The organism is Pseudomonas sp. TE3644, from assembly GCF_056278815.1.
The window spans coordinates 4,357,193-4,377,821 of sequence record NZ_JBWBQF010000001.1 but is presented as its reverse complement, the minus strand read 5'-3'; the positions used below and the strand labels follow the sequence as shown (position 1 = coordinate 4,377,821).

At 62.6% G+C, this 20,629-nt stretch carries 18 protein-coding genes; 10 read left to right on the top strand and 8 right to left on the bottom strand.

What is annotated here, in order from left to right; genetic code table 11:
* Window positions 1-3: 3 nt before the first annotated feature.
* Window positions 4-978 (top strand): HTH-type transcriptional regulator CysB, encoded by a 975-nt coding sequence (gene cysB / locus ACZ9GA_RS19145; RefSeq protein ID WP_457361213.1) that lies wholly within the window; start codon window positions 4-6, stop codon window positions 976-978.
* A gap of 156 nt (window positions 979-1,134) precedes the next feature.
* Here the strand turns inward: cysB and ACZ9GA_RS19140 are convergent, their stop codons facing one another.
* The 5 genes from ACZ9GA_RS19140 to rloA form a co-directional block, all read right to left on the bottom strand.
* Window positions 1,135-1,869: a phosphoadenylyl-sulfate reductase gene (locus ACZ9GA_RS19140; RefSeq protein ID WP_457361214.1), complete on the bottom strand. Its 735-nt coding sequence runs from the start codon at window positions 1,867-1,869 to the stop codon at window positions 1,135-1,137.
* 176 nt (window positions 1,870-2,045) lie between these two features.
* A complete protein-coding gene (pabB, locus tag ACZ9GA_RS19135) occupies window positions 2,046-3,389 on the bottom strand; it encodes an aminodeoxychorismate synthase component I (protein ID WP_457361215.1) in 1,344 nt (447 codons plus the stop codon).
* A gap of 175 nt (window positions 3,390-3,564) precedes the next feature.
* Complete coding sequence (locus ACZ9GA_RS19130) at window positions 3,565-4,542, bottom strand: alpha-L-glutamate ligase-like protein (protein ID WP_457361216.1); 978 nt, start codon at window positions 4,540-4,542, stop codon at window positions 3,565-3,567.
* The gene (gene rloB / locus ACZ9GA_RS19125) at window positions 4,543-6,075 is read right to left on the bottom strand and encodes an osmotic stress tolerance membrane protein RloB (RefSeq protein ID WP_457361217.1); all 1,533 of its coding nucleotides are present in this window, start codon (window positions 6,073-6,075) and stop codon (window positions 4,543-4,545) included.
* A gap of 5 nt (window positions 6,076-6,080) precedes the next feature.
* Complete coding sequence (gene rloA / locus ACZ9GA_RS19120; RefSeq protein WP_027978495.1) at window positions 6,081-6,617, bottom strand: retropepsin-like aspartic peptidase RloA; 537 nt, start codon at window positions 6,615-6,617, stop codon at window positions 6,081-6,083.
* A 173-nt stretch (window positions 6,618-6,790) separates the two neighbouring features.
* Here rloA and prpD point away from each other — a divergent pair, with 173 nt between their 5' ends.
* Complete coding sequence (gene prpD / locus ACZ9GA_RS19115) at window positions 6,791-8,278, top strand: 2-methylcitrate dehydratase (RefSeq protein ID WP_457361218.1); 1,488 nt, start codon at window positions 6,791-6,793, stop codon at window positions 8,276-8,278.
* A 111-nt stretch (window positions 8,279-8,389) separates the two neighbouring features.
* Here prpD and ppsR read toward each other — a convergent pair whose 3' ends face one another.
* Complete coding sequence (gene ppsR / locus ACZ9GA_RS19110; protein ID WP_457361219.1) at window positions 8,390-9,208, bottom strand: posphoenolpyruvate synthetase regulatory kinase/phosphorylase PpsR; 819 nt, start codon at window positions 9,206-9,208, stop codon at window positions 8,390-8,392.
* Window positions 9,209-9,387: 179 nt separating this feature from the next.
* Here ppsR and ppsA point away from each other — a divergent pair, with 179 nt between their 5' ends.
* The 8 genes from ppsA to ACZ9GA_RS19070 all read left to right on the top strand — a co-directional run bounded on the left by ppsA (window position 9,388) and on the right by ACZ9GA_RS19070 (window position 17,535).
* The gene (gene ppsA / locus ACZ9GA_RS19105) at window positions 9,388-11,763 is read left to right on the top strand and encodes a phosphoenolpyruvate synthase (RefSeq protein WP_457361220.1); all 2,376 of its coding nucleotides are present in this window, start codon (window positions 9,388-9,390) and stop codon (window positions 11,761-11,763) included.
* Between the two features lie 169 nt (window positions 11,764-11,932).
* Window positions 11,933-12,922 (top strand): alpha/beta fold hydrolase, encoded by a 990-nt coding sequence (locus ACZ9GA_RS19100; protein WP_457361221.1) that lies wholly within the window; start codon window positions 11,933-11,935, stop codon window positions 12,920-12,922.
* A gap of 152 nt (window positions 12,923-13,074) precedes the next feature.
* Window positions 13,075-13,563 (top strand): ribonuclease E activity regulator RraA, encoded by a 489-nt coding sequence (gene rraA, locus ACZ9GA_RS19095; RefSeq protein WP_457361222.1) that lies wholly within the window; start codon window positions 13,075-13,077, stop codon window positions 13,561-13,563.
* Between the two features lie 29 nt (window positions 13,564-13,592).
* Window positions 13,593-14,588 (top strand): zinc transporter ZntB, encoded by a 996-nt coding sequence (locus ACZ9GA_RS19090; protein WP_457361223.1) that lies wholly within the window; start codon window positions 13,593-13,595, stop codon window positions 14,586-14,588.
* Between the two features lie 92 nt (window positions 14,589-14,680).
* Window positions 14,681-14,935: a CrfX protein gene (locus ACZ9GA_RS19085; protein ID WP_457361224.1), complete on the top strand. Its 255-nt coding sequence runs from the start codon at window positions 14,681-14,683 to the stop codon at window positions 14,933-14,935.
* Between the two features lie 2 nt (window positions 14,936-14,937).
* Window positions 14,938-15,762: a mechanosensitive ion channel family protein gene (locus ACZ9GA_RS19080; protein ID WP_027978487.1), complete on the top strand. Its 825-nt coding sequence runs from the start codon at window positions 14,938-14,940 to the stop codon at window positions 15,760-15,762.
* Between the two features lie 90 nt (window positions 15,763-15,852).
* Window positions 15,853-16,443: an RNA polymerase sigma factor SigX gene (sigX, locus tag ACZ9GA_RS19075; RefSeq protein ID WP_008368464.1), complete on the top strand. Its 591-nt coding sequence runs from the start codon at window positions 15,853-15,855 to the stop codon at window positions 16,441-16,443.
* Window positions 16,444-16,551: 108 nt separating this feature from the next.
* On the top strand, window positions 16,552-17,535 hold the full coding sequence (locus ACZ9GA_RS19070; protein WP_457361225.1) for an OmpA family protein: 984 nt from the start codon (window positions 16,552-16,554) through the stop codon (window positions 17,533-17,535).
* 139 nt (window positions 17,536-17,674) lie between these two features.
* Here the strand turns inward: ACZ9GA_RS19070 and ACZ9GA_RS19065 are convergent, their stop codons facing one another.
* Both ACZ9GA_RS19065 and ACZ9GA_RS19060 read right to left on the bottom strand, forming a co-directional pair.
* Window positions 17,675-19,351 (bottom strand): bifunctional protein-serine/threonine kinase/phosphatase, encoded by a 1,677-nt coding sequence (locus ACZ9GA_RS19065; RefSeq protein ID WP_457361226.1) that lies wholly within the window; start codon window positions 19,349-19,351, stop codon window positions 17,675-17,677.
* A 2-nt stretch (window positions 19,352-19,353) separates the two neighbouring features.
* On the bottom strand, window positions 19,354-20,565 hold the full coding sequence (locus tag ACZ9GA_RS19060; RefSeq protein WP_457361227.1) for a nitrate/nitrite transporter: 1,212 nt from the start codon (window positions 20,563-20,565) through the stop codon (window positions 19,354-19,356).
* Window positions 20,566-20,629 lie beyond the last annotated feature (64 nt).

Genomic DNA, 20,629 nt, shown 5'->3' with positions numbered 1-20,629 from the left:
CATATGAAGCTTCAACAACTGCGCTACATCTGGGAAGTAGCGCACCACGACCTCAACGTCTCCGCGACAGCGCAAAGCCTTTACACCTCGCAACCCGGCATCAGCAAGCAGATCCGCCTGCTGGAAGACGAGCTGGGCGTCGAGGTTTTTGCCCGCAGTGGCAAGCACCTGACCCGCGTGACCCCGGCCGGTGAGCGCATCATCACCACCGCCGGCGAGATCCTGCGCAAGGTGGAAAGCATCAAGCAGATCGCCCAGGAATTCTCCAACGAGAAGAAAGGCACCCTGTCGATCGCCACCACCCACACCCAGGCACGCTATGCGCTGCCGCCGGTGATCAGCAACTTCATCAAGCAATACCCGGACGTGGCGCTGCACATGCACCAGGGCTCGCCGATGCAGATCGCCGAGATGGCCGCCGACGGCACCGTCGACTTCGCCATCGCCACAGAGGCGCTGGAGCTGTTCGGCGACCTGATCATGATGCCGTGCTACCGCTGGAACCGCTGCGTGGTAGTGCCACAGGGCCACCCGCTGACCAAGGTGCCGAAGCTGACCCTGGAAGTGCTGGCCGAATACCCGATCGTGACCTACGTGTTCGGTTTCACCGGCCGTTCCAAGCTGGACGAAGCCTTCAGCCACCGCGGTCTGACCCCGAAAGTAGTGTTCACCGCCGCCGACGCCGACGTCATCAAGACCTACGTGCGCCTGGGCCTGGGCGTGGGCATCGTGGCCAAGATGGCCGTGGACGCCAAGCTGGACAGCGACCTGGTGATGCTGGACGCTGACCACCTGTTCGAGGCGAGCATCACCAAGATCGGTTTCCGCCGTGGCACCTTCCTGCGTGGCTTCATGTGCGACTTCATCGAGAAGTTCGCCCCGCACCTGACCCGCGACGTGATGGCCAAGGCCATCCAGTGCCATAACAAGCAGGAGCTGGAAGAGCTGTTCGACGGCGTCGAGCTGCCGGTGCACTGATCCCCCGCCCACCGCTGTAGCCGCTGCCGCCAGGCTGCGCTGGTCCTGAGCCCCGCTGGAGATATTCAGGGTTCACACGGGCCAGCGCAGCCTGGCGGCAGCGGCTACAAGCGACCCGCCATAAAAAAACCGGCCAATCTGGCCGGTTTTTTTGCTTCAGGCTTTCTGGATCAGATTGCCTGCATGCAGCCCGCATTCCTTCTGCGTGGCTTCTTCCCACCACCAGCGGCCTTCGCGCTCGTGCTGGTTGGGCAGCACTGGGCGGGTGCACGGCTCGCAGCCGATGCTGATGAAGCCGCGCTCGTGCAGGCTGTTGTACGGCAGCTCTAGCATGCGGATGTAGCCCCACACTTCCTCACTGCTCATCTGCGACAACGGGTTGAACTTGTACAGCGCACGCTCGGGGGTGGAGAACGCGCCGTCGATCTCCATCACCGCCACCTGGCTGCGGGTGCCGGGGCTCTGGTCGCGGCGCTGGCCGGTGGCCCAGGCCTTGACGGTGGACAGCTTGCGGCGCAGCGGCTCGATCTTGCGCACGCCGCAGCACTCGCCGTGGCCGTCCTTGTAGAAACTGAACAGGCCCTTTTCCTTCACGAACGGCTCAAGCTTGGTGTGGTCGGGCGACACCAGCTCGATGGTGATGTTGTAGTGTTCGCGCACCTGATCGATGAAACGGTAGGTCTCGGGGTGCAGGCGGCCGGTGTCCAGGCTGAACACCTTGACGTTCTTGTTCAGCTTCCAGGCCATGTCCACCAGGACCACGTCCTCGGCGCCGCTGAAGGAAATCCACAGCTCGTCACCGAAGTGCTCGAAGGCAAGCTTGAGGATGTCTTGTGGGGACTTGTTGGCGTAAGTCGCGGCGAGTTCGGCGACGTCGAGGTTCAGGCTCATCAGGCGGCTTCCTAGTTCATTCGGCGCTTGGGCGCTCATTTGTTGCCGATGGTAACAAAAAAATGGCCAACTTGGCCTGTCTGGCACCTGTAGCCGCTGCCGCCAGGCTGCGCTGGCCCGTGTGCCCACTGCAGATATTCAGTGCATACGAGGACCAGCGCAGCCTTCGGCAGCGGCTACAGGGCGGCCAGGGTATCCATCAACACCTGAACCTTGAACACCGACTCGGCGTACTCCGATTCCCACTCGGAATCCGCCACAATCGCGCCGCCACCCCAGCAGCTCACCTGCCCATCCTTCACCAGCAAACTGCGAATGGCGATGGAGCTGTCCATGTGCCCGCGAACATCCACATACAACAGCGAACCGCAGTAGATGGCACGACGGGCCGGCTCCAGCTCATCGATGATCTGCATCGAGCGGATCTTCGGCGCACCGGTGATCGAGCCGCCGGGGAAGCTGCCGCCGATCAGGTCCAGGCAGTCTTTGCCCTCAGCCAGCTCACCCACCACCGCGCTGACCATGTGGTGCACGTTGGGGTAGCTCTCCAGGGCAAACAGCTCCGGCACGCGCACCGAGCCGATCTTGCAGGTGCGGCCCAGATCGTTGCGCAGCAGGTCGACGATCATCAGGTTTTCCGCGCGGTCCTTGAGGCTGCCCAGCAGTTCCTGGCCGGCTGCGGCGTCACGCACAGGGTCGGCATCACGCTGGCGAGTACCCTTGATTGGCCGGGTTTCCACGTGGCCATCGCTGACCTGCACGAAACGTTCGGGCGACAGGCTGAGGATCGCGCCACCACCCTCCAGCGTCAGGTAACCGGAGAAGGGTGTGGGGCAGGCCTTGCGCAAGGCCTGGTAGGCGGACCATGGATCGCCCTGGCACGGCGCGCGGAAGCGTTGGGTCTGGTTGACCTGGTAGCAGTCGCCGGCGGCAATGTAGGCCTGGATACGATCGAAGGCCTGGCGATACTGTGCGGGGCCCAGGTCCGGGCGCATCGGCGCGTCGAGGTGGAAGGGTGCGCCAGGGGCGTCTGTAGGCTGCTGGAACAGTTGCAGCAAACGTTGGCGTTGCGCAGCGTCCAGGGTTGGGTGGAACATCAGTTGGCTGGTCTGCAGCTGGTGGTCGCTGATCAGCGCCCAGTCATACAGGCCCAGTTGCGCGTCGGGCAGTTGCAGGTCATCCACGGCAACGCTGGGCAAATGTTCCAGGCGCCTGCCGAAGTCATAGCTCAGGTAGCCGATCAGGCCGCCGGCGAAGGGCAGCTCAAGCCCGTCCGGCAGCTGCGCGGCGCCCAGCCTGGCCAGCGCCTCACGCAACCGCTGCAGATAAGCCTCACCGCCTTCGTCGACCTTGGCGCGCAACGTTTCGCGCGGCCAGGCGCTGAGCACATCGAAGCGCCCGCGCTCGGCGGTTGGCCGGGCGCTGTCGAGCAGCACTGCCCCGGGGGCGTGGCGGATCGCGGCGAACCAGGGGGCGGGGTCGGGGGTGTAGGGCAGGGGGTGTACGGTACAGGTCGACATGCGCGCGGTGAAACACCATCAAAAAGCGAGGAGAGCGATTGTAGACCTGTCCTTACCTTGTGTGTAGCGGCGGCCGGCCTCATCGCGAGCAAGCTTTGCTCCCACAGGGTGAACGCAATTTCAGCTTTTAATCTGTGGGAGCAAAGCTTGCTCGCGATGAGGGCGACGCGGTATTTCAGGCAGGCACGTGGCCAAACAGCTGCTGGGTAAAGCGCACCCGCTCTTCAACGGTCTCCACCCGGCCTTCGCTGGCCAGCTCCGCCAGCCGCGCCTCCACCGCCTCGGTGCGATGGCTCAACCCGCAGTCGTTGGCAATCTGAATATTCAAGCCTGGCCGCGCATTGAGCTCCAGAATCAGCGGCCCCTTGTCCTGGTCCAGTACCATGTCCACCCCGATGTACCCCAGCCCGCACAGCTCATGGCAGCCGGCCGCCAGCTTCATGAAGCCATCCCAGTTGGGCAGTTGCACCCCATCCACGGCGTTGGCCGTGTCGGGGTGCTTGCTGATGATGTTGTTCAGCCAGGTACCGCGCAGGGTCACGCCGGTGGCCAGGTCCACGCCTACGCCGATGGCGCCCTGGTGCAGGTTGGCCTTGCCGTTGGACTGGCGCGTGGGCAGGCGCAGCATGGCCATCACCGGGTAGCCCATCAGCACGATGATGCGGATGTCGGGCACGCCTTCGTAGCTGATGCTGCGGAAGATCTGGTCGGGGGTGACGCGGTATTCGATCAGCGCTCGGTCGCGGTGGCCGCCCAGGGAATACAGCCCGGTAAGGATGCTGGACACTTGGTGTTCGATTTCATCGTGGCTGATGATGCGCCCCGACACTGTGCGGTAGCGGTCTTCGAAGCGGTCGGCGATCACCAGGATGCCGTCACCGCCCGCGCCCTGGGCGGGCTTGATAACGAAGTCGCTGCGCCCGCCGATGATACTGCCCAGCTGGCTGATTTCCTTTTCGGTGGAAATCACCCCGTACATTTCCGGCACGTGGATGCCGGCGGCGATGGCCCGTTCCTTGGTGATGATCTTGTCATCGACGATGGGGTACAGGCTGCGCTTGTTGTACTTGAGCACGTAGTCGGCGTTGCGCCGGTTGATGCCCATGATGCCCCGCGCGTGCAGGGCTTTCCAGGTCTTGATCAGGCCGAACATTCAGGAATCCGCCTTGACGAAGGCCTTGAAGCGCAGCAGTTCGGTCAGGCGATAGCCGCGGTAGCGCCCCATGGCCAGCATGAACCCGACCATGATCAGCAGGATGGCCGGGAAGGTGAACACGAAGTACACCAGTTGCGGCACGGTCATCAGCAGGTGCGCCAGGGAGGCCGCGAACAGGGTGCCCACCGCCACTTTCATGGCATGGCTGGCGCCGCGTTCTTCCCAGGTGATCGACAGGCGTTCGATGGTCATGGTCAGGATCACCATGGGGAAAAGCGCCACCGACAGACCGCGCTCCAGCCCCAGCTTGTGGCTGAACAGGCTGATGGCCGCGATCAGCACCACCACGAACGTCAGCACCACCGACAGACGCGGCAGCATCTGCAACTTCAGGTGTTCCAAGTAGGAGCGCAGCGTCAGGCCCAGGGCCGTGATCACCGTGAACAACGCGATGCCGAAGCCCAGCTGGGTCTCGCGGAACGCCAGGGCGATCAGTACCGGGGTGAAGGTGCCCAGGGTCTGCAGGCCGATCAGGTTGCGCAGGATCAGGATCACCAGCACGCCGATGGGGATCATCACCATGATCATGAATGTCTGCTGGGTCTGCAGCGGCAGGCTGTACAGCGAGTATTCGAGGAAATCGGCGTCGGTGTTGGCGTCGGTCAGCTTGGCCAGGCGGATGGCGTTCATCTCGCTGTTGTTCAGGGTGAAGGTCACCAGGGCCTTCTTGCCCCCTTCGACGCTGATCAGGTTTTCATCGCCGGTCCACCACAGCAGGCGGTCGCTGGGCAGGCCCTGTTCGCCGGTGTCGGGGTTGAAGTACAGCCACTGGCTGCCGTTGAAGCTGCGCAGCCACAGTTCCGGGGCTTGCGGTTGGTCGGCCACCAGGCGGATGGTGTGCACCTTTTCCATCGGCACGTGGGCGATGGACAGCAGCAGGTCGACGATGCTGGCCTTGTGCGCCGTGGACGGGTCGCCCGCCAGCAGCAGCTTGACGTTGTCGTCGCTCAGGTTGTTGACGCGCTTGATGGTTTCGCTGACGAAGGTCTCGACATCGGCCGAGTGCTGGCGGATCGGCGCCAACAGGGCTTCGGCGGCGATCTTTTCGGGGCCGTCGATGGCCATGCTGTCGCGGAACGTGGGGCCCTTGATCTTGGGCTTTTCGCTGCTGTAGCGCTTGGTCAGTACCAGGCGGTAGTACAGGGTCTGGTTGCCGGTGGCGCGGCGCGCCGACCAGGTGACCTTGCGGTTGCCGTCCACGCGGTTGACGTTAACCCCGTAGTTATTGGAGATGAAACTCTCGTTGAGGCTCACGTAGTCGCGCGTCAGCGGCGGTACGAACATCTGGATCTTGACCGGGTCCTTGGGGCTGGCGACAAATTCGACCTTGGCGTCGATGTTCCACAGGTCGTCCGTCTCGTCCTCGGTCACCGGGATGCCGAGCACGAAGATCTGATAGGCCGTGACCGCCAGGCCCAGGGTAACCAGGACAGCGATGAGAACCTTCAGATGGAGGGTAAGCGAGCGCATTGGAATTACTCTGCGGTATGAGCGTCATTGCTGCAGGCAGGTTTGCCAGCCGCATATTTTAGACTGGGGTCGACCAGCGCATCGAAGTGCTTGAGCGCGTCGCTGCCGATCAGCAGCGGGTATTGGAAGGCGCTGCGGTCGGTGAGGTTGACTTCGATGGCGCGCAGTTCGCTGCCCATGCACACGTCCAGGTTGATCACCGGGCGTGCGGTGTAATGTTTGCCCTGTTCGGGGTCGTAGTCGCCGGAGCGGCGCTTGATGTGGCTGACCCGGGCCAGCGGGCGCTCGATGGGGTGGCTGTGGGCCGAGTCGATGGCCAGGTAAAACCGCACCCATGATTCGCCGTCACGCTTGAAACGCTTGATGTCGCGGGCGCTGAGCGAGGCGGTCTTGGCGCCGGTGTCGAGCTTGGCCGCCACTTCCAGGTCGATATCGTCCAGGCGTGCGTATTCGTTCAGGCCGTAGACGGTCTTGGGGGCGGCGGTTGCCAGACCTGGCACGAAAAGCAGGCAGAGCAGGCTGTGCAGGGGCTTGATGGTCATGATTCCCGAAAATCGGCGCCCACGGCGCGGGCGGCGCATTCTAGCATGATGGTTTTATGACGCCAGCGCAGGGTCGGTGGGCGAAACGGGGCAGGGCAAGCCGCCAGCATTGCGCCGGCGCCGGTTTTAACTAGGGTTACCGGGGTATCGGACCTTCACGGAAGCCAAATACCATGAACCTGAACGCAGACGCCAATACCCGGCCGGATTATGAGCCGATGTTACAGGCCATCGCCGACTACGTGCTGACCTTCCAGGTGCAGCCCGGCGAGGCGTTGACCACCGCGCGCTATTGCCTGATGGACACGCTGGGCTGCGGCTTGCTGGCCCTGCGCTTTCCAGAATGCACCAAGCACCTGGGGCCGCTGGTGGAAGGCACAATCGTGCCCCACGGCTCACGGGTGCCGGGCACGTCCTTTCGCCTGGACCCGGTCAAGGCGGCCTGGGACATCGGTTGCATCGTGCGTTGGCTGGACTTCAACGACACCTGGCTGGCCGCCGAGTGGGGGCACCCGTCGGACAATGTCGGGGCGATCCTGGCGGTGGCCGACCACCTGTCTCAGCGCCTGGTGGCGGCGGGGGAGGCGCCGGTGACCCTGCGCCGGGTGCTGGAGGCGATGATCATGGCCCACGAGATTCAGGGCGTGCTGGCGCTGGAAAACTCCTTCAATCGCGTAGGTTTGGACCACGTGCTGCTGGTCAAGGTCGCCAGCACGGCGGTCAGTGCCTGGCTGCTGGGGGCCAATCGCGAGCAACTGCTGTCGGCGCTGTCCCATGCCTTCGTCGATGGCCAGGCCTTGCGCACCTATCGCCACGCGCCGAATGCCGGTTCGCGCAAATCCTGGGCCGCGGGTGATGCCAGCAGCCGCGGGGTGCGCCTGGCCGACATTGCCCTGCGCGGCGAGATGGGCATTCCCGGCGTGTTGGGTGCGCCACAGTGGGGCTTCTACGACGTGCTGTTCAGCCACACCAATAAGGATTTGGCACTCAAACCCGACGATCAGCGCCAGTTTCGCCTGGCGCGGCCGTTTGGCACCTACGTGATGGAAAACGTGCTGTTCAAGATCAGCTTCCCTGCCGAATTCCATGCCCAGACCGCCTGCGAGGCGGCAATCGCCCTGCACCCGCTGGTGCGCGGGCGCCTCAGCGAGATCGATCGCATTGTCATCACCACCCATGAATCGGCGATTCGGATCATTTCCAAGGTGGGGCCGCTGGCCAACGCCGCCGACCGCGACCATTGCCTGCAATACATGACGGCGGTGCCGCTGGCCTTCGGCAGCCTGGTGGCTGAGCACTATGAAGACGCCTTCCATGCCGCGCACCCGATCATCGATCAGTTGCGCGACAAGATGCAGATCGTCGAAAACCCGGTGTACAGCCGCGAATACCTGGAGCCGGACAAACGCTCCATCGCCAATGCCGTGCAGGTGTTCTACAGGGATGGCAGCAGCACGGAGAATGTAGAGGTGATGTTCCCGTTGGGGCACAGGCGCCGGCGGGCGGAGGGCATGCCGTTGTTGCTGGACAAGTTTCGCACGCACCTGGCCACGCGCTTTGTGCCGCAGCGGTGTTTGCAGATATTGGAGGCGTGCCGCGATCAGGAGCGTTTTGAAGCGCTGGCGGTGCAGCGGTTCATGGATTTGTTTGTGACCCCTTGATGTCGTTGAACCGCGTCGCCTGTATCGCGACCAAGGTCGGCTGCTACCACGGACCGCGTAGGAGCCGACCTTGGTCGCGATGCAGGCGGCGCGGTTCCGGTGTCGGGCGGATTATTTGAACCGCCGTTCCACGCCTTTTTCCACCAGAATCTTGGCGGAAATCTCTTCCACCGAGAAATGCGTGGAATTGATGTTGGGAATATTCTCGCGGCGGAACAGGTTTTCCACCTCGCGCACCTCGAATTCACATTGCGCAAAGCTGGAATACCGGCTGTTGGGCTTGCGTTCGTGGCGGATGGCGGTCAGGCGGTCGGGGTCGATGGTCAGGCCGAACAGCTTGTGCTGATGGGCTTTCAACGCCGCAGGCAATTGCAGCCTTTCCATGTCATCTTCGGTCAGCGGGTAGTTGGCTGCGCGAATACCGAACTGCATTGCCATGTACAGGCACGTCGGTGTCTTGCCGCAACGCGAAACACCGACCAGAATCAGGTCAGCCTTGTCGTAGTAGTGCGTGCGTGCGCCGTCGTCGTTGTCCAGGGCGAAATTCACCGCCTCGATGCGCTCCATGTAGTTGGAGTTGTGCCCGATGGAATGGGACTTGCCCACCGAATAGGACGAATGGGCAGTCAGTTCCTGCTCCAGCGGGGCCAGGAAGGTGGAAAAGATGTCGATCATGAAGCCATTGGATGTCGCCAGGATTTCACGGATGTCCTGGTTGACGATGGTATCGAAAATGATCGGACGCACGCCGTCGCGCTCGGCTGAATCGTTTATCTGCTTGACCATCGTCCGGGCTTTGTCGACGCTGTCGATGTAGGGCCTGGTGAACTTGTTGAACGTAATGTTCTCAAATTGAGCCAGAAGGCTCTGGCCCAGCGTTTCGGCAGTGATACCAGTGCCGTCGGAGATAAAGAAAGCAGATCGTTTCATTTGCGCCTTGGGCCTTAAGCTGGTGACGATTCTTGGATATGATAGGCCGGATTTGTCGGCCTTGATTGTCCGGCATTCTCACTTATTTTCCGGGTCCAGGCCATAAACACTCGGCACCCTCCCATGTGGGAGCTGTACGGGTCCTGAGCTTTTCCAACACAGTTAGTGGAGAGATCACCTTGGTAGAGTACGTAGTTTCCCTCGATAAGCTCGGCAAACACGATGTTGAGCATGTGGGGGGCAAGAACGCATCCCTTGGCGAGATGATCAGCAACCTTGCCGGTGCCGGCGTATCGGTACCCGGTGGCTTTGCCACTACGGCTCAGGCTTACCGCGATTTTCTCGAACAGAGCGGCCTCAACGCTCAGATCCATGCGGCGCTGGACGCCCTGGACGTGGATGACGTGAATGCCCTGGCCAAGACCGGCGCGCAGATCCGCCAGTGGATCATGGACGCCGAGTTCCCCGAGCAACTGAACGCCGAGATCCGCACCCACTTCGCCGAACTGTCCAAGGGCAACCCGGACATCGCCGTGGCCGTGCGCTCCTCCGCTACTGCCGAAGATTTGCCCGACGCCTCGTTCGCCGGCCAGCAGGAAACCTTCCTGAACATCCGCGGCGTGGAAAACGTCATTCGTGCGGCCAAGGAAGTGTTCGCCTCGCTGTTCAACGACCGCGCCATTTCCTACCGCGTGCACCAGGGCTTCGACCACAAGCTGGTCGCCCTGTCTGCTGGCGTGCAGCGCATGGTGCGCTCGGAAACCGGCACCGCAGGCGTGATGTTCACCCTGGACACCGAATCGGGCTTCCGTGACGTGGTGTTCATCACCGGCGCCTACGGCCTGGGCGAAACCGTGGTGCAGGGCGCGGTCAACCCTGACGAATTCTACGTGCACAAGCACACCCTGGAAGCGGGCCGTCCGGCCATCCTGCGCCGCAACCTGGGCAGCAAGGCCATCAAGATGATCTATGGCGCCGAGGCCAAGGCCGGCAAGTCGGTGCAGACCGTCGACGTCGACAAGGCCGAGCGCGCGCGCTTCTGCCTCACCGATGCCCAGGTCAGCGAGCTGGCCAAGCAGGCCATGATCATCGAGAAACACTACCAGTGCCCGATGGACATCGAGTGGGCCCAGGACGGTGACGACGGCAAGCTGTACATCGTGCAGGCCCGCCCGGAAACCGTGAAAAGCCGCTCCCAGGCCAACGTCATGGAACGTTACCTGTTGAAAGAGAAGGGCACCGTGCTGGTGGAAGGCCGTGCCATCGGCCAGCGCATCGGCGCCGGCCGCGTGCGCATCATCAAGGACGTGTCCGAGATGGACAAGGTCCAGCCAGGCGACGTGCTGGTCTCTGACATGACCGACCCGGACTGGGAACCGGTGATGAAGCGCGCCAGTGCCATCGTCACCAACCGTGGCGGCCGTACCTGCCACGCGGCGATCATCGCCCGTGAACTGGGTATTCCGGCCGTCGTGGGCTGTGGCAACGCCACCCAGCTGCTGGTCGATGGCCAGGGCGTGACCGTGTCCTGCGCCGAAGGCGACACCGGCTATATCTTTGAAGGCGAACTGGGCTTCGACATCAAGAAAAACTCCGTAGACGCCATGCCGGACCTGCCGTTCAAGATCATGATGAACGTCGGCAACCCGGATCGCGCCTTCGACTTCGCCCAACTGCCAAACGCAGGCGTCGGCCTCGCCCGTCTGGAATTCATCATCAACCGCATGATCGGCGTGCACCCCAAGGCGCTGCTCAACTATGACGGCCTGCCAGCCGACATCAAGGACAGCGTCGACAAGCGCATCGCCGGTTACAGCGCACCGGTGGACTTCTACGTCGACAAGCTGGTCGAGGGCATCAGCACCCTGGCCGCCGCGTTCTGGCCGAAAAAGGTCATCGTGCGCCTGTCGGACTTCAAGTCCAACGAATACGCCAACCTGATCGGCGGCAAGCTGTACGAGCCTGAAGAAGAAAACCCGATGCTGGGCTTCCGTGGTGCCTCGCGTTACATCAGCGAGTCGTTCCGCGAGTGCTTCGAGCTCGAGTGCCGCGCCCTCAAGCGTGTGCGCAACGACATGGGCCTGACCAACGTCGAGATCATGGTGCCGTTCGTGCGCACCCTGGGCGAGGCGAGCCAGGTGGTCGACCTGCTGGCTGAGAATGGCCTGGGCCGTGGCGTCAACGGCCTGCGCGTGATCATGATGTGCGAACTGCCGTCCAACGCACTGATGGCCGATGAATTCCTGGAATTCTTCGACGGCTTCTCCATCGGCTCCAACGACATGACCCAGCTGACCCTGGGCCTGGACCGCGACTCGGGCATCATCGCGCACCTGTTCGACGAGCGTAACCCGGCAGTCAAGAAGCTGCTGGCCAGTGCCATTGCCGCCTGCAACAAGGCGGGCAAGTACATCGGCATCTGCGGCCAGGGCCCCTCCGACCACCCGGACCTGGCCAAATGGCTGATGGAACAGGGCATCGAAAGCGTGTCCCTGAACCCTGACTCGGTGCTGGAGACCTGGTTCTTCCTGGCCGAAGGCCAGGGCGCCGCGTAATCGCTGCAAGGGGTGGCCACCTGGCCGCCCCAGCCTGTAGCCGCTGCCGTCAGGCTGCGCTGGCCCGCGTAATCGCTGAAAATTTTCAGTGAGGCAACGGCCCCGCGCAGCCTGACGGCAGCGGCTACAGCGTTTAAGCTCCCCGTTTATTTTCTGTGCAAGAACCCTTATGCAAAGCAGCAGCAATCTCTTCCCGGTCGCCTTGCTCAGCGCCGAGCGCCGTGGTGACCTGAGCGAAGATGTCTACCGCATCAAGGCTGCCAACAGCCCGGATGCCAGCGTCGAACTGGCCGTGACCCGCCTGGGCCTGGCCGATCAGGCGCAACCTGGCGGCGTGCCCGTCATCCTGCTGCATGGCAGCTTTTCCAACCGGCGCTTCTGGGTGTCGCCCCGGGGCATCGGCCTGGGCGCCTGGCTGGTGCGCGCCGGTTTCGACGTGTGGATTCCGGAAATGCGTGGCCACGGCCTGTCGCCGCGCAACCTGGACTACCGCAAGAATCGCGTGGCCGACTATGCCCGCTACGACCTGCCGGTGATCGGCGCGTTCGTGCAAGAGCAAAGTGGCCAAAAACCCCACTGGATCGGCCACTCGCTGGGCGGCATCAGCCTGGCGGCCGCGTTGGGCGGCGGTTATCTGGAACAGGACAACGTGGCCTCGGTGGCGCTGTTCGGCTGCCAGATCAGCCGCACCTACTGGCCGCTGAAAATGCCGCCGGTGGAGTGGGGCGCGCGCCTGCTGCTCAAGCGTTTTGCCCATATCTCCGGCTCCCGGCTCAAGCGTGGCCCGGAAGACGAGCCCATTGGCCTAGCCTTGGAGGCCATGCGCTGGCACGGCCTGTTCGGACGCTTCGGCGAAGGCAAGCAGGACTGGTGGGCGGGCCTGGCTGAGGTGCAGGTGCCGTTGCTGGCTGTCAGCGCCAGCGGCGACCATCAGGACCCGCCGTGGGCCTGCCGCAAGCTGTTCGACGCCTTCGGGGGCGAGCAGCGTCAGTTTGTGCAACTGGGGCGCGAGCAGGGCTTTGCCGAAAACTTCGGCCATGTCGAGATGCTGGTCAGCAAGGGCGCCCAGGCCGAGGTCTGGCCGTTGGTGGGGCGCTGGCTGAACAACCCGCACCTGCCCCTGCTGCAACACGCGCAAACAGTCCCCGTGGGCGCGTGACTTCACGGTCAGCGGCGTGGGGGCTAAGCTATGTCGATTGCGCGTGCGTTGCAGGCAATGTGCGCGGGGTGTAAACGCAGGGCGGGCCGGCTCGTTGGTTTAATAGCGGTCGCCTTTTCGATCGATCGTCTTGAGCTGACAGGAGTTACCCCATGCATTACCTCACTCCCGATTTGTGCGACGCCTACCCCGAACTCGTCAAGGTGCTGGAACCCATGTTCAGCAACTTCGGCGGGCGCGATTCCTTTGGTGGCGAGATCGTCACCATCAAGTGCTTCGAGGACAACTCGCTGGTCAAGGCTCAGGTCGAGCTGAACGGCAAGGGCAAGGTGCTCGTGGTCGACGGCGGCGGGTCCCTGCGTTGCGCGCTGCTGGGTGACATGCTGGCCGAGAAAGCAGCCAAGAGCGGCTGGGAAGGCATCGTCATCTACGGTTGCATCCGTGACGTCGATGTCATTGCCCAGGTCGACCTGGGCGTGCAGGCCCTGGCCAGCCACCCGCTGCGCACCGAGAAACGCGGCATTGGCGACCTGAACGTGGCGGTCACCTTCGCCGGCGTCACGTTCAAGCCGGGAGAATTCATCTACGCCGACAACAATGGGGTTATCGTGTCGCCCAGTGCATTGAAAATGCCAGAGTAAGTTGTTTGCAATCGGTCAATGGGGTTTGGATGTTCGAGGATGAAAACGCGCAGTGGGGGCTGGTGCATGCCCTGGTGCTCGATGGTAAAGGTGGGGCGCGCCTGCTGGCGCGCACTCAATTGGATGAGCTGGTACTGGCACCCCAGGAAAGCCTGTGGCTGCACTGGGACCGCGGCCATCCGCAAACCCAGGCCTGGTTGCGCAATGACAGCGGGTTGAACGAGTTCAGTTGCGACCTGCTGCTGGAGGAAAACACCCGGCCACGGCTGTTGCCGTTGCCGGATGACCAGCTGTTGCTGTTCCTGCGTGGTGTCAACCTCAACCCCGGCGCCGAGCCCGAAGACATGGTCTCGGTGCGCATCTTTGCCGAGGCGCAGCGGGTCATTTCCCTGCGCCTGCGGCCCCTGCGCGCAACCGATGAGCTGATGGTGCAGCTGCAGCAGGGGCGTGGTCCGCGCACCGCGTCCGAACTGATCCTGTACCTGGCCCAGTACCTGACCGAGAAGGTGCAGACCCTGGTCAGCGACCTGGGCGAAATCATCGACGATGAAGAAGACAAGATCGATGCCGACGAACGGTACACGCCGGAGCACGGCAGTATCCTGCAGATCCGTCGGCGTGCCGCGGGGCTGCGACGTTTTCTGGCGCCGCAGCGGGAAATCTTCGCCCAGCTGTCGCGCAACAAGCTGCCGTGGTTCGTCGATGACGATGCCGATTACTGGAATGAACTCAACAACAGCCTGACCCGTTACCTGGAAGAGCTGGAACTGACCCGCGAACGCGTGGGGCTGGTACTGGAGGCTGAGGACCGGCGCCTGAACGAGCGCATGAACCGCACCATGTACCGCTTTGGCATCATCACCTGCGTGTTTCTGCCCATGAGCTTCCTGACCGGCCTGCTGGGCATCAACGTGGGCGGCATTCCGTTGAGCACCAGCCCTTACGGCTTCATGGTGGCCTGCGCGCTGATGGTGATGCTGGGCTTTGGCCAGTGGTGGCTGTTCCGTCGATTGCGCTGGGTTTAGCTGCCGTTCAGGACACATGTGGTTGCATATGTACCTGAGCAGGATGTGACCCACCTTCGGCAGCTCTCGTCTTTGACTGATGAATTCGTGAGGTGCGTATGCACGATCCGTTTGAAGAATCATTGCGTGACATGCTCAAGGCCTCATCCTCCCCGGAGCGGGATGACAATGCCTGCCTGGGTCGAGTGTTAAAGACCGCCAATCGCCAGGTAGGCGCGGGCGATCTGTTCAGCCTGATGGGCCGCTGGTTGCAGGCCTTCATGATCGCTGTGGACAATGGATCTGGCCATGTGGCGCCAGTCTCGCGACGCAAACACACTGCTCGTACTGCTGATAAGGCTGATTGACTATGCAACTTGATCTCTGGACTCAGAGCCTGGTGACGGCCATGACCGCACTGTGGACCAAAGTCGCGAATTTCATCCCCAACCTGTTTGGTGCGTTGGTGGTGCTGCTGTTGGGCTTTGTCGTGGCCAAGCTGCTCGACACCCTGTTGTCCAAGCTGCTGGCCAAGCTGGGCCTGGACCGCCTGATGGCGGGTACCGGCCTGACCAAGCTGATGAGCCGCGGCGGCATCCAGGTGCCGATCTCCACGCTGGTGGGCAAGATTGTCTATTGGTTCGTGTTGCTGATTTTTCTGGTTTCGGCAGCAGAGTCCCTTGGCTTGCAGCGCGTTTCAGCTACGCTCGACATGCTGGCGCTCTATTTGCCCAAGGTTTTCGGGGCGGCGCTGGTGCTGCTGGTGGGCGTGTTGCTGGCACAGGTGGTCAACGGCCTGGTGCGCGGCGCGGCGGAAGGGGTGGGGTTGGACTACTCCGCAGGCCTGGGTCGCGTGGCGCAATGGCTGGTCATTGTCATCAGTATCTCGGTGGCCATTAGCCAGCTCGAGGTCAAGACCGACCTGCTCAACCACGTCATCGTCATCGTTTTGATTACCGTTGGTCTGGCCGTTGCATTGGCCATGGGCCTGGGAAGCCGGGAAATCGCCGGGCAAATCCTGGCGGGAATTTACGTTCGGGAGTTGTACCAGGTGGGGCAACATGTGCGAGTTGGAGAGGTTGAAGGCCAGATCGAGGAGATCGGCACGGTCAAGACGACGCTGCTGACCGACGACGGGGAATTGGTTTCCATGTCGAATCGGATCCTCTTGGAACAGCGGGTAAGTAGCCGCTGAGCCGGCAAATTCTGCTACTGTATGCCGCCGCAAAATGGCCCGGGTGTCGGGCCATGGTGGATATTGACCTGACTGTCGGCCCGACTTGTTTTGAATAAAGTTCATTCGTTGCCCCTGCGTTACGACCCCCGCACGCTCACAGATGAGGAGCTGGTGGCGCGTTCGCATGTGGAGCTTTTTCACGTCACTCGCGCCTATGAAGAGCTGATGCGACGCTATCAGCGCACCCTCTTCAACGTCTGTGCACGATATTTAGGGAACGATCGTGATGCTGATGATGTCTGTCAGGAGGTGATGTTGAAGGTGTTGTACGGTCTGAAGAACTTCGAGGGTAAATCCAAGTTCAAGACCTGGCTCTACAGCATCACCTACAACGAATGTATCACGCAGTATCGTAAAGAACGGCGCAAGCGCCGCCTGATGGATGCACTGAGTCTCGACCCGCTCGAGGAAGCATCCGAAGAAAAGGCGCCGAAGCCGGAGGAGCGCGGTGGATTGGATCGTTGGCTGATACATGTCAACCCGATCGACCGGGAAATACTTGTGCTTAGATTCGTCGCGGAGCTTGAGTTTCAAGAGATCGCGGACATCATGCACATGGGGTTGAGTGCCACGAAAATGCGATACAAACGTGCGCTCGACAAGCTACGTGAGAAATTTGCAGGAATCGCCGAAACTTAGTTCGGAGCAAATATCTCTAACGTGGGGGCCAATTCTGCTAGACTGGCCGCCGAGTTGTCCCCGTGTAACGGGGTACTGCTTAACAATCACCAGATGGGGATTTAACGGATGAAACTGAAAAACACCTTAGGCATTGCCATTGGTTCTCTTGTTGCCGCAACTTCGTTCGGCGCTCTGGCACAAGGCCAAGGCGCGGTCGAGGGTGAAGCCTTCTACCAGAAGAACTACAACGACAGCGTCAAGCACGTGGAAGACGGCCGCACCGCCGGTGGCTCCCTGGGCTACTTCCTGACTGACGACGTTGAAGTCATCCTGGGCTACGGCAAGACCAACTACACTCGTTCGAACGATGGTACTGGCAGCCAGAAAATCCACGGTGACACTGGCTCCCTGACCGCCATGTACCACTTCGGTACTGTCGGCGATGCCATTCGTCCGTACGTTTCCGGTGGCTTCGCTCACCAGAGCCTGAGCAACGTTCAGGCTGACGGCCACAGCGGTCGCGACAGCTCCACCTTCGCTACCATCGGCGCTGGCGCCAAGTGGTACATCACCGACAACCTGTACGCTCGTGCCGGTATCGATGCTGACTACAAACTGGACAACGGCAAGTGGGACTACGCTCCTACCATCGGCCTGGGTGTGAACTTCGGCGGCAACGGTGGCAAGGCTCCAGCTCCTGCACCAGCTCCAGAGCCAGCTCCAGCTCCAGTGGCTGAAGCTCCAGAGCCAGTTGCTGAAACCGTTCGCGTCCAGCTGGACGTGAAGTTCGACTTCAACAAGTCGGTCGTCAAGCCAAACAGCTATGCTGACATCAAGAACCTGGCTGACTTCATGAAGCAGTACCCACAGACCACTACTCGTGTTGAAGGCCACACCGACAACGTCGGTCCAGACGCCTACAACCAGAAGCTGTCTGAGCGTCGTGCTCTGGCTGTTAAAAACGTCCTGGTTAACCAGTACGGCATCCAAGGCAACCGCGTTGACTCCATCGGTTACGGTAAAACCCGTCCAGTGGCTGACAACAAAACTGAAGCTGGCCGCGCCGTTAACCGTCGCGTAGAAGCTGAAGTAGAAGCTCAATCCAAGTAATTGGATAGCGCTTGAAAAAACCCGGCTTCGGCCGGGTTTTTTTATGCCTGCGGTTTGCGTTGACTCTATCGCGACCAAGGTCGGCTCCTACGCAGACCGTGTAGGAGCCGACCTTGGTCGCGATAGGGTCAACACCGGATCAACTGTGCTGCAACACCCACACCACCAACACCAGATTCACCAGCAACGACGCCAACGCCAACCCGCGCCACACCCGCAGTGGCTCGCGCGCCAGCAACGGCACCGCGCGCACCTCCAGCCCATGTCGCTCCCCCTGGTCCAGCGCCAGCAGCCATTCCTCCGCTGTTTCAAATCGCTGCGCAGGGTCGGCGTGCACGCTGCGCGCCAGTATCCGTTCCAGCCAGTCCGGCAGGTCCGGCCGATAACGATTGGCGCTCACCGCCGTGCCAAATCGAGGATGCTGGAAGGCTTCAATTTCGCCGTAGGGGTAATGCCCCGTCAGTAGCTGATACAAACAGACGCCGGCCGCATACAGGTCCTGCCCCGGTGCTGGCGCCACTCCGGCGAAGCATTCCGGTGCGAGGTAGCTTGGGGTGCCTGGCAGCTCATTGGGGCGGTCGGCAGACAGCCCCGTGCTGTACGCCAGGCCGAAATCCAGCAGGCGTATTTCGCCGTCGTCACCCAACAGCAGGTTTTCCGGCTTGATGTCGCGGTGCAGGATGTTGCGTCGGTGCAACATGCCCATGGCGCGCAGCAGCCTGTGGGCGATGTCCTGCCATTGCCCCAGCGGCAGCGGGCCGTCGCGCGCCAGGATTTGCGCCAGCGTCAGGCCGGGGTAGTCGCGCATCACGTAGTACAGATGCTTGCGCCCCGGCAGGGCGTGCACCTGCGGGAAATAACGGCCTGCCACGCGCTTGAGGAACCATTCTTCCATGAGCAGGCCTTGCTGTGCGCCGTCTTCATCATGGCGCTCGGCCGGCAAAGTCTTGAGCAGCCAGGCTTGCTGCTGGGCATCCTCCACCCGGTACAGCAGGGACTGGCGGCTGTGCGCGGCCAGCCCCTTGACCGTCCAGCCTTCGAACACTTGCCCGGGCTTGAGGGCGGGCGGCAGCGGCCACTGCCGCAGTTGTTGCAAGGTGTCGCCCAGGCTGCCTGAACCACGGCGCTCCACCCGCACCAGTACAGCGCTGGCGTTGTCCTGGCTGCCCGCCAGGTGGGCAGCGTTGACCAGGGTTTGCGCGGCCTGTTCAAGCTGGTCGGGGTGCTCGCGCATCACTGCGGCGATCTGCGTGTCGCCCAGGGTGGCCCACACGCCGTCGCTGAGCAGCACGAACACCTCGCCGTCCGTCAATTCGCCTTCCTGATAGTCCACCACCAGATGCCGATCCAGACCCAAGGCGCGGGTCAGTACGTGCTGCATGCCAGGCGAGTCCCACACATGGTCCTCGCTGATCTGTCGCAGCTGCCCGGCGTGCCAGCGGTACACACGACAGTCGCCGACATGGGCCAGGGTGAAGTGCTGGCCGCGCAGCACTACGGCACTGAGGGTGGTCAGCAACGGCTGGCCGCCGCCGTTGGCCTGCAGCCAGCGATTCTGAGCGGTCAGCAGGCGGTCCAGCGATTGCGCCACGCCCCAGGTGGGCGGCGTGGCGTAGTAATCCAGGGCCAGGGCCTGCAAGGTGGCGCGGGCTGCCAGCCCGCCGTCGGCGCACTGGCTGACGCCGTCGGCCAGGGCGAACAAAAAGCCTTTGCTGGCGGCCAGCTCCGGGGCGGGGGCCACCAGGCGCAGGGCGTCCTGGTTTTCCTCGCGCGGGCCGCAGGCCGTGGCATGGGCAAAGCTCAGTTGCAGGGGCATGTTCAAACCCGCGCCGCAGTCACGGCTGCCGAGCCCCAGGTGGTGCGCCAGCGACGCTTGACGCCATGCAGGCCGAACCAGGCCACCACCGCCAGGCCGGCGAACAGCCACAGGCCCAGTTGGTAGTCACCGGTCTGCTGCTTGATCATGCCCAGCCCTGCTGCCAGCAGGAAGCCGCCGATGCCGCCGGCCATGCCGATCAGGCCGGTCATTACGCCGATTTCCAGGCGGAAACGCTGCGGCACCAGTTGGAACACCGCACCGTTGCCGGCGCCCAGCCCCAGCATGGCACCGACGAACAGCGCCAGGGCGGCGTAGGAATTGCCCAGGTGGAAACCCACCGCAGCCATGCAGATCGCCGCCACGGTGTACATCGCCAGCAAGGCGCGGATGCCGCCGAAACGGTCGGCCAGGGCGCCGCCCAGGGGGCGCATCATGCTGCCACCGAACACGCACGCGGCGGTGTAGTAGCCGGCGGTGACCGGGCTCAAGCCGTACTGATCGTTGAAATAGCCGGGCAGGGCGCTGGCCAGGCCGATGAAGCCGCCAAAGGTGACGCTGTAGAAGAACATGAACCACCAGCTGTCGCGGTCACCCAGCGCCTTGAGGTAGTCGGCCACCGCTTTGGGCTTGGGCCGTTGCGGTGCATTGCGGGCCAGCAGGGTGAAGGCGACCAGCACCAACAGCAAGGGGATCAACGCGAAGCCAAACACATTGTTCCAGCCAAAGGCGGCCGCCAGCGCCGGCGCAAACAGGGCAGCGAACACGGTACCGGAGTTGCCCGCACCGGCGATGCCCATGGCCTTGCCCTGGTGCTGGGCCGGATACCACTGCGACGCCAGCGGAAGCGATACCGCGAACGACGCGCCGGCCACCCCCAGCCCTACGCCCAGCAGCAGCGCCTGCTCGTAGCTGTGAATGCCAAAGTGCCAGGCGCAGAACAACGCCACGATCACCGTGCACTGGCCAATCAGGCCGGCGGTCTTGGGCGAAAGCCGATCCACCAGCACGCCCATTACCAGGCGCAGGATGGCCCCGGCCAAAATCGGCGTAGCCACGATCAGCCCGCGTTGCTGAGTGGTCAGGTGCAGGTCATTGGCGATCTGCACCGCCAACGGGCCCAGCAGGTACCACACCATGAAGCTCAGATCGAAATACAGGAAGGCGGCGAACAGGGTAGGGGCGTGGCCGGATTTCCAGAAACTTGTGCTCATCGAACACCTCGACAGTGGACAGCAGGGGCCAGAAACGAAAAAACGCCGCAACCCCGGCTCGCCA

What these genes read in the sequence shown, in the direction of transcription:
- cysB (WP_457361213.1), top strand. Translation starts at nt 4, where the DNA reads ATGAAGCTTCAACAACTGCGCTACATCTGGGAAGTAGCGCACCACGAC.
- rloA (WP_027978495.1), bottom strand. Translation starts at nt 6,617, where the DNA reads ATGACCATCAAGCCCCTGCACAGCCTGCTCTGCCTGCTTTTCGTGCCA.
- ACZ9GA_RS19130 (WP_457361216.1), bottom strand. Translation starts at nt 4,542, where the DNA reads ATGTTCGGCCTGATCAAGACCTGGAAAGCCCTGCACGCGCGGGGCATC.
- ACZ9GA_RS19070 (WP_457361225.1), top strand. Translation starts at nt 16,552, where the DNA reads ATGAAACTGAAAAACACCTTAGGCATTGCCATTGGTTCTCTTGTTGCC.
- ACZ9GA_RS19100 (WP_457361221.1), top strand. Translation starts at nt 11,933, where the DNA reads ATGCAAAGCAGCAGCAATCTCTTCCCGGTCGCCTTGCTCAGCGCCGAG.
- prpD (WP_457361218.1), top strand. Translation starts at nt 6,791, where the DNA reads ATGAACCTGAACGCAGACGCCAATACCCGGCCGGATTATGAGCCGATG.
- ACZ9GA_RS19080 (WP_027978487.1), top strand. Translation starts at nt 14,938, where the DNA reads ATGCAACTTGATCTCTGGACTCAGAGCCTGGTGACGGCCATGACCGCA.
- ppsR (WP_457361219.1), bottom strand. Translation starts at nt 9,208, where the DNA reads ATGAAACGATCTGCTTTCTTTATCTCCGACGGCACTGGTATCACTGCC.
- ACZ9GA_RS19060 (WP_457361227.1), bottom strand. Translation starts at nt 20,565, where the DNA reads ATGAGCACAAGTTTCTGGAAATCCGGCCACGCCCCTACCCTGTTCGCC.
- pabB (WP_457361215.1), bottom strand. Translation starts at nt 3,389, where the DNA reads ATGTCGACCTGTACCGTACACCCCCTGCCCTACACCCCCGACCCCGCC.
- ACZ9GA_RS19065 (WP_457361226.1), bottom strand. Translation starts at nt 19,351, where the DNA reads ATGCCCCTGCAACTGAGCTTTGCCCATGCCACGGCCTGCGGCCCGCGC.
- rloB (WP_457361217.1), bottom strand. Translation starts at nt 6,075, where the DNA reads ATGCGCTCGCTTACCCTCCATCTGAAGGTTCTCATCGCTGTCCTGGTT.
- ACZ9GA_RS19090 (WP_457361223.1), top strand. Translation starts at nt 13,593, where the DNA reads ATGTTCGAGGATGAAAACGCGCAGTGGGGGCTGGTGCATGCCCTGGTG.
- rraA (WP_457361222.1), top strand. Translation starts at nt 13,075, where the DNA reads ATGCATTACCTCACTCCCGATTTGTGCGACGCCTACCCCGAACTCGTC.
- ACZ9GA_RS19140 (WP_457361214.1), bottom strand. Translation starts at nt 1,869, where the DNA reads ATGAGCCTGAACCTCGACGTCGCCGAACTCGCCGCGACTTACGCCAAC.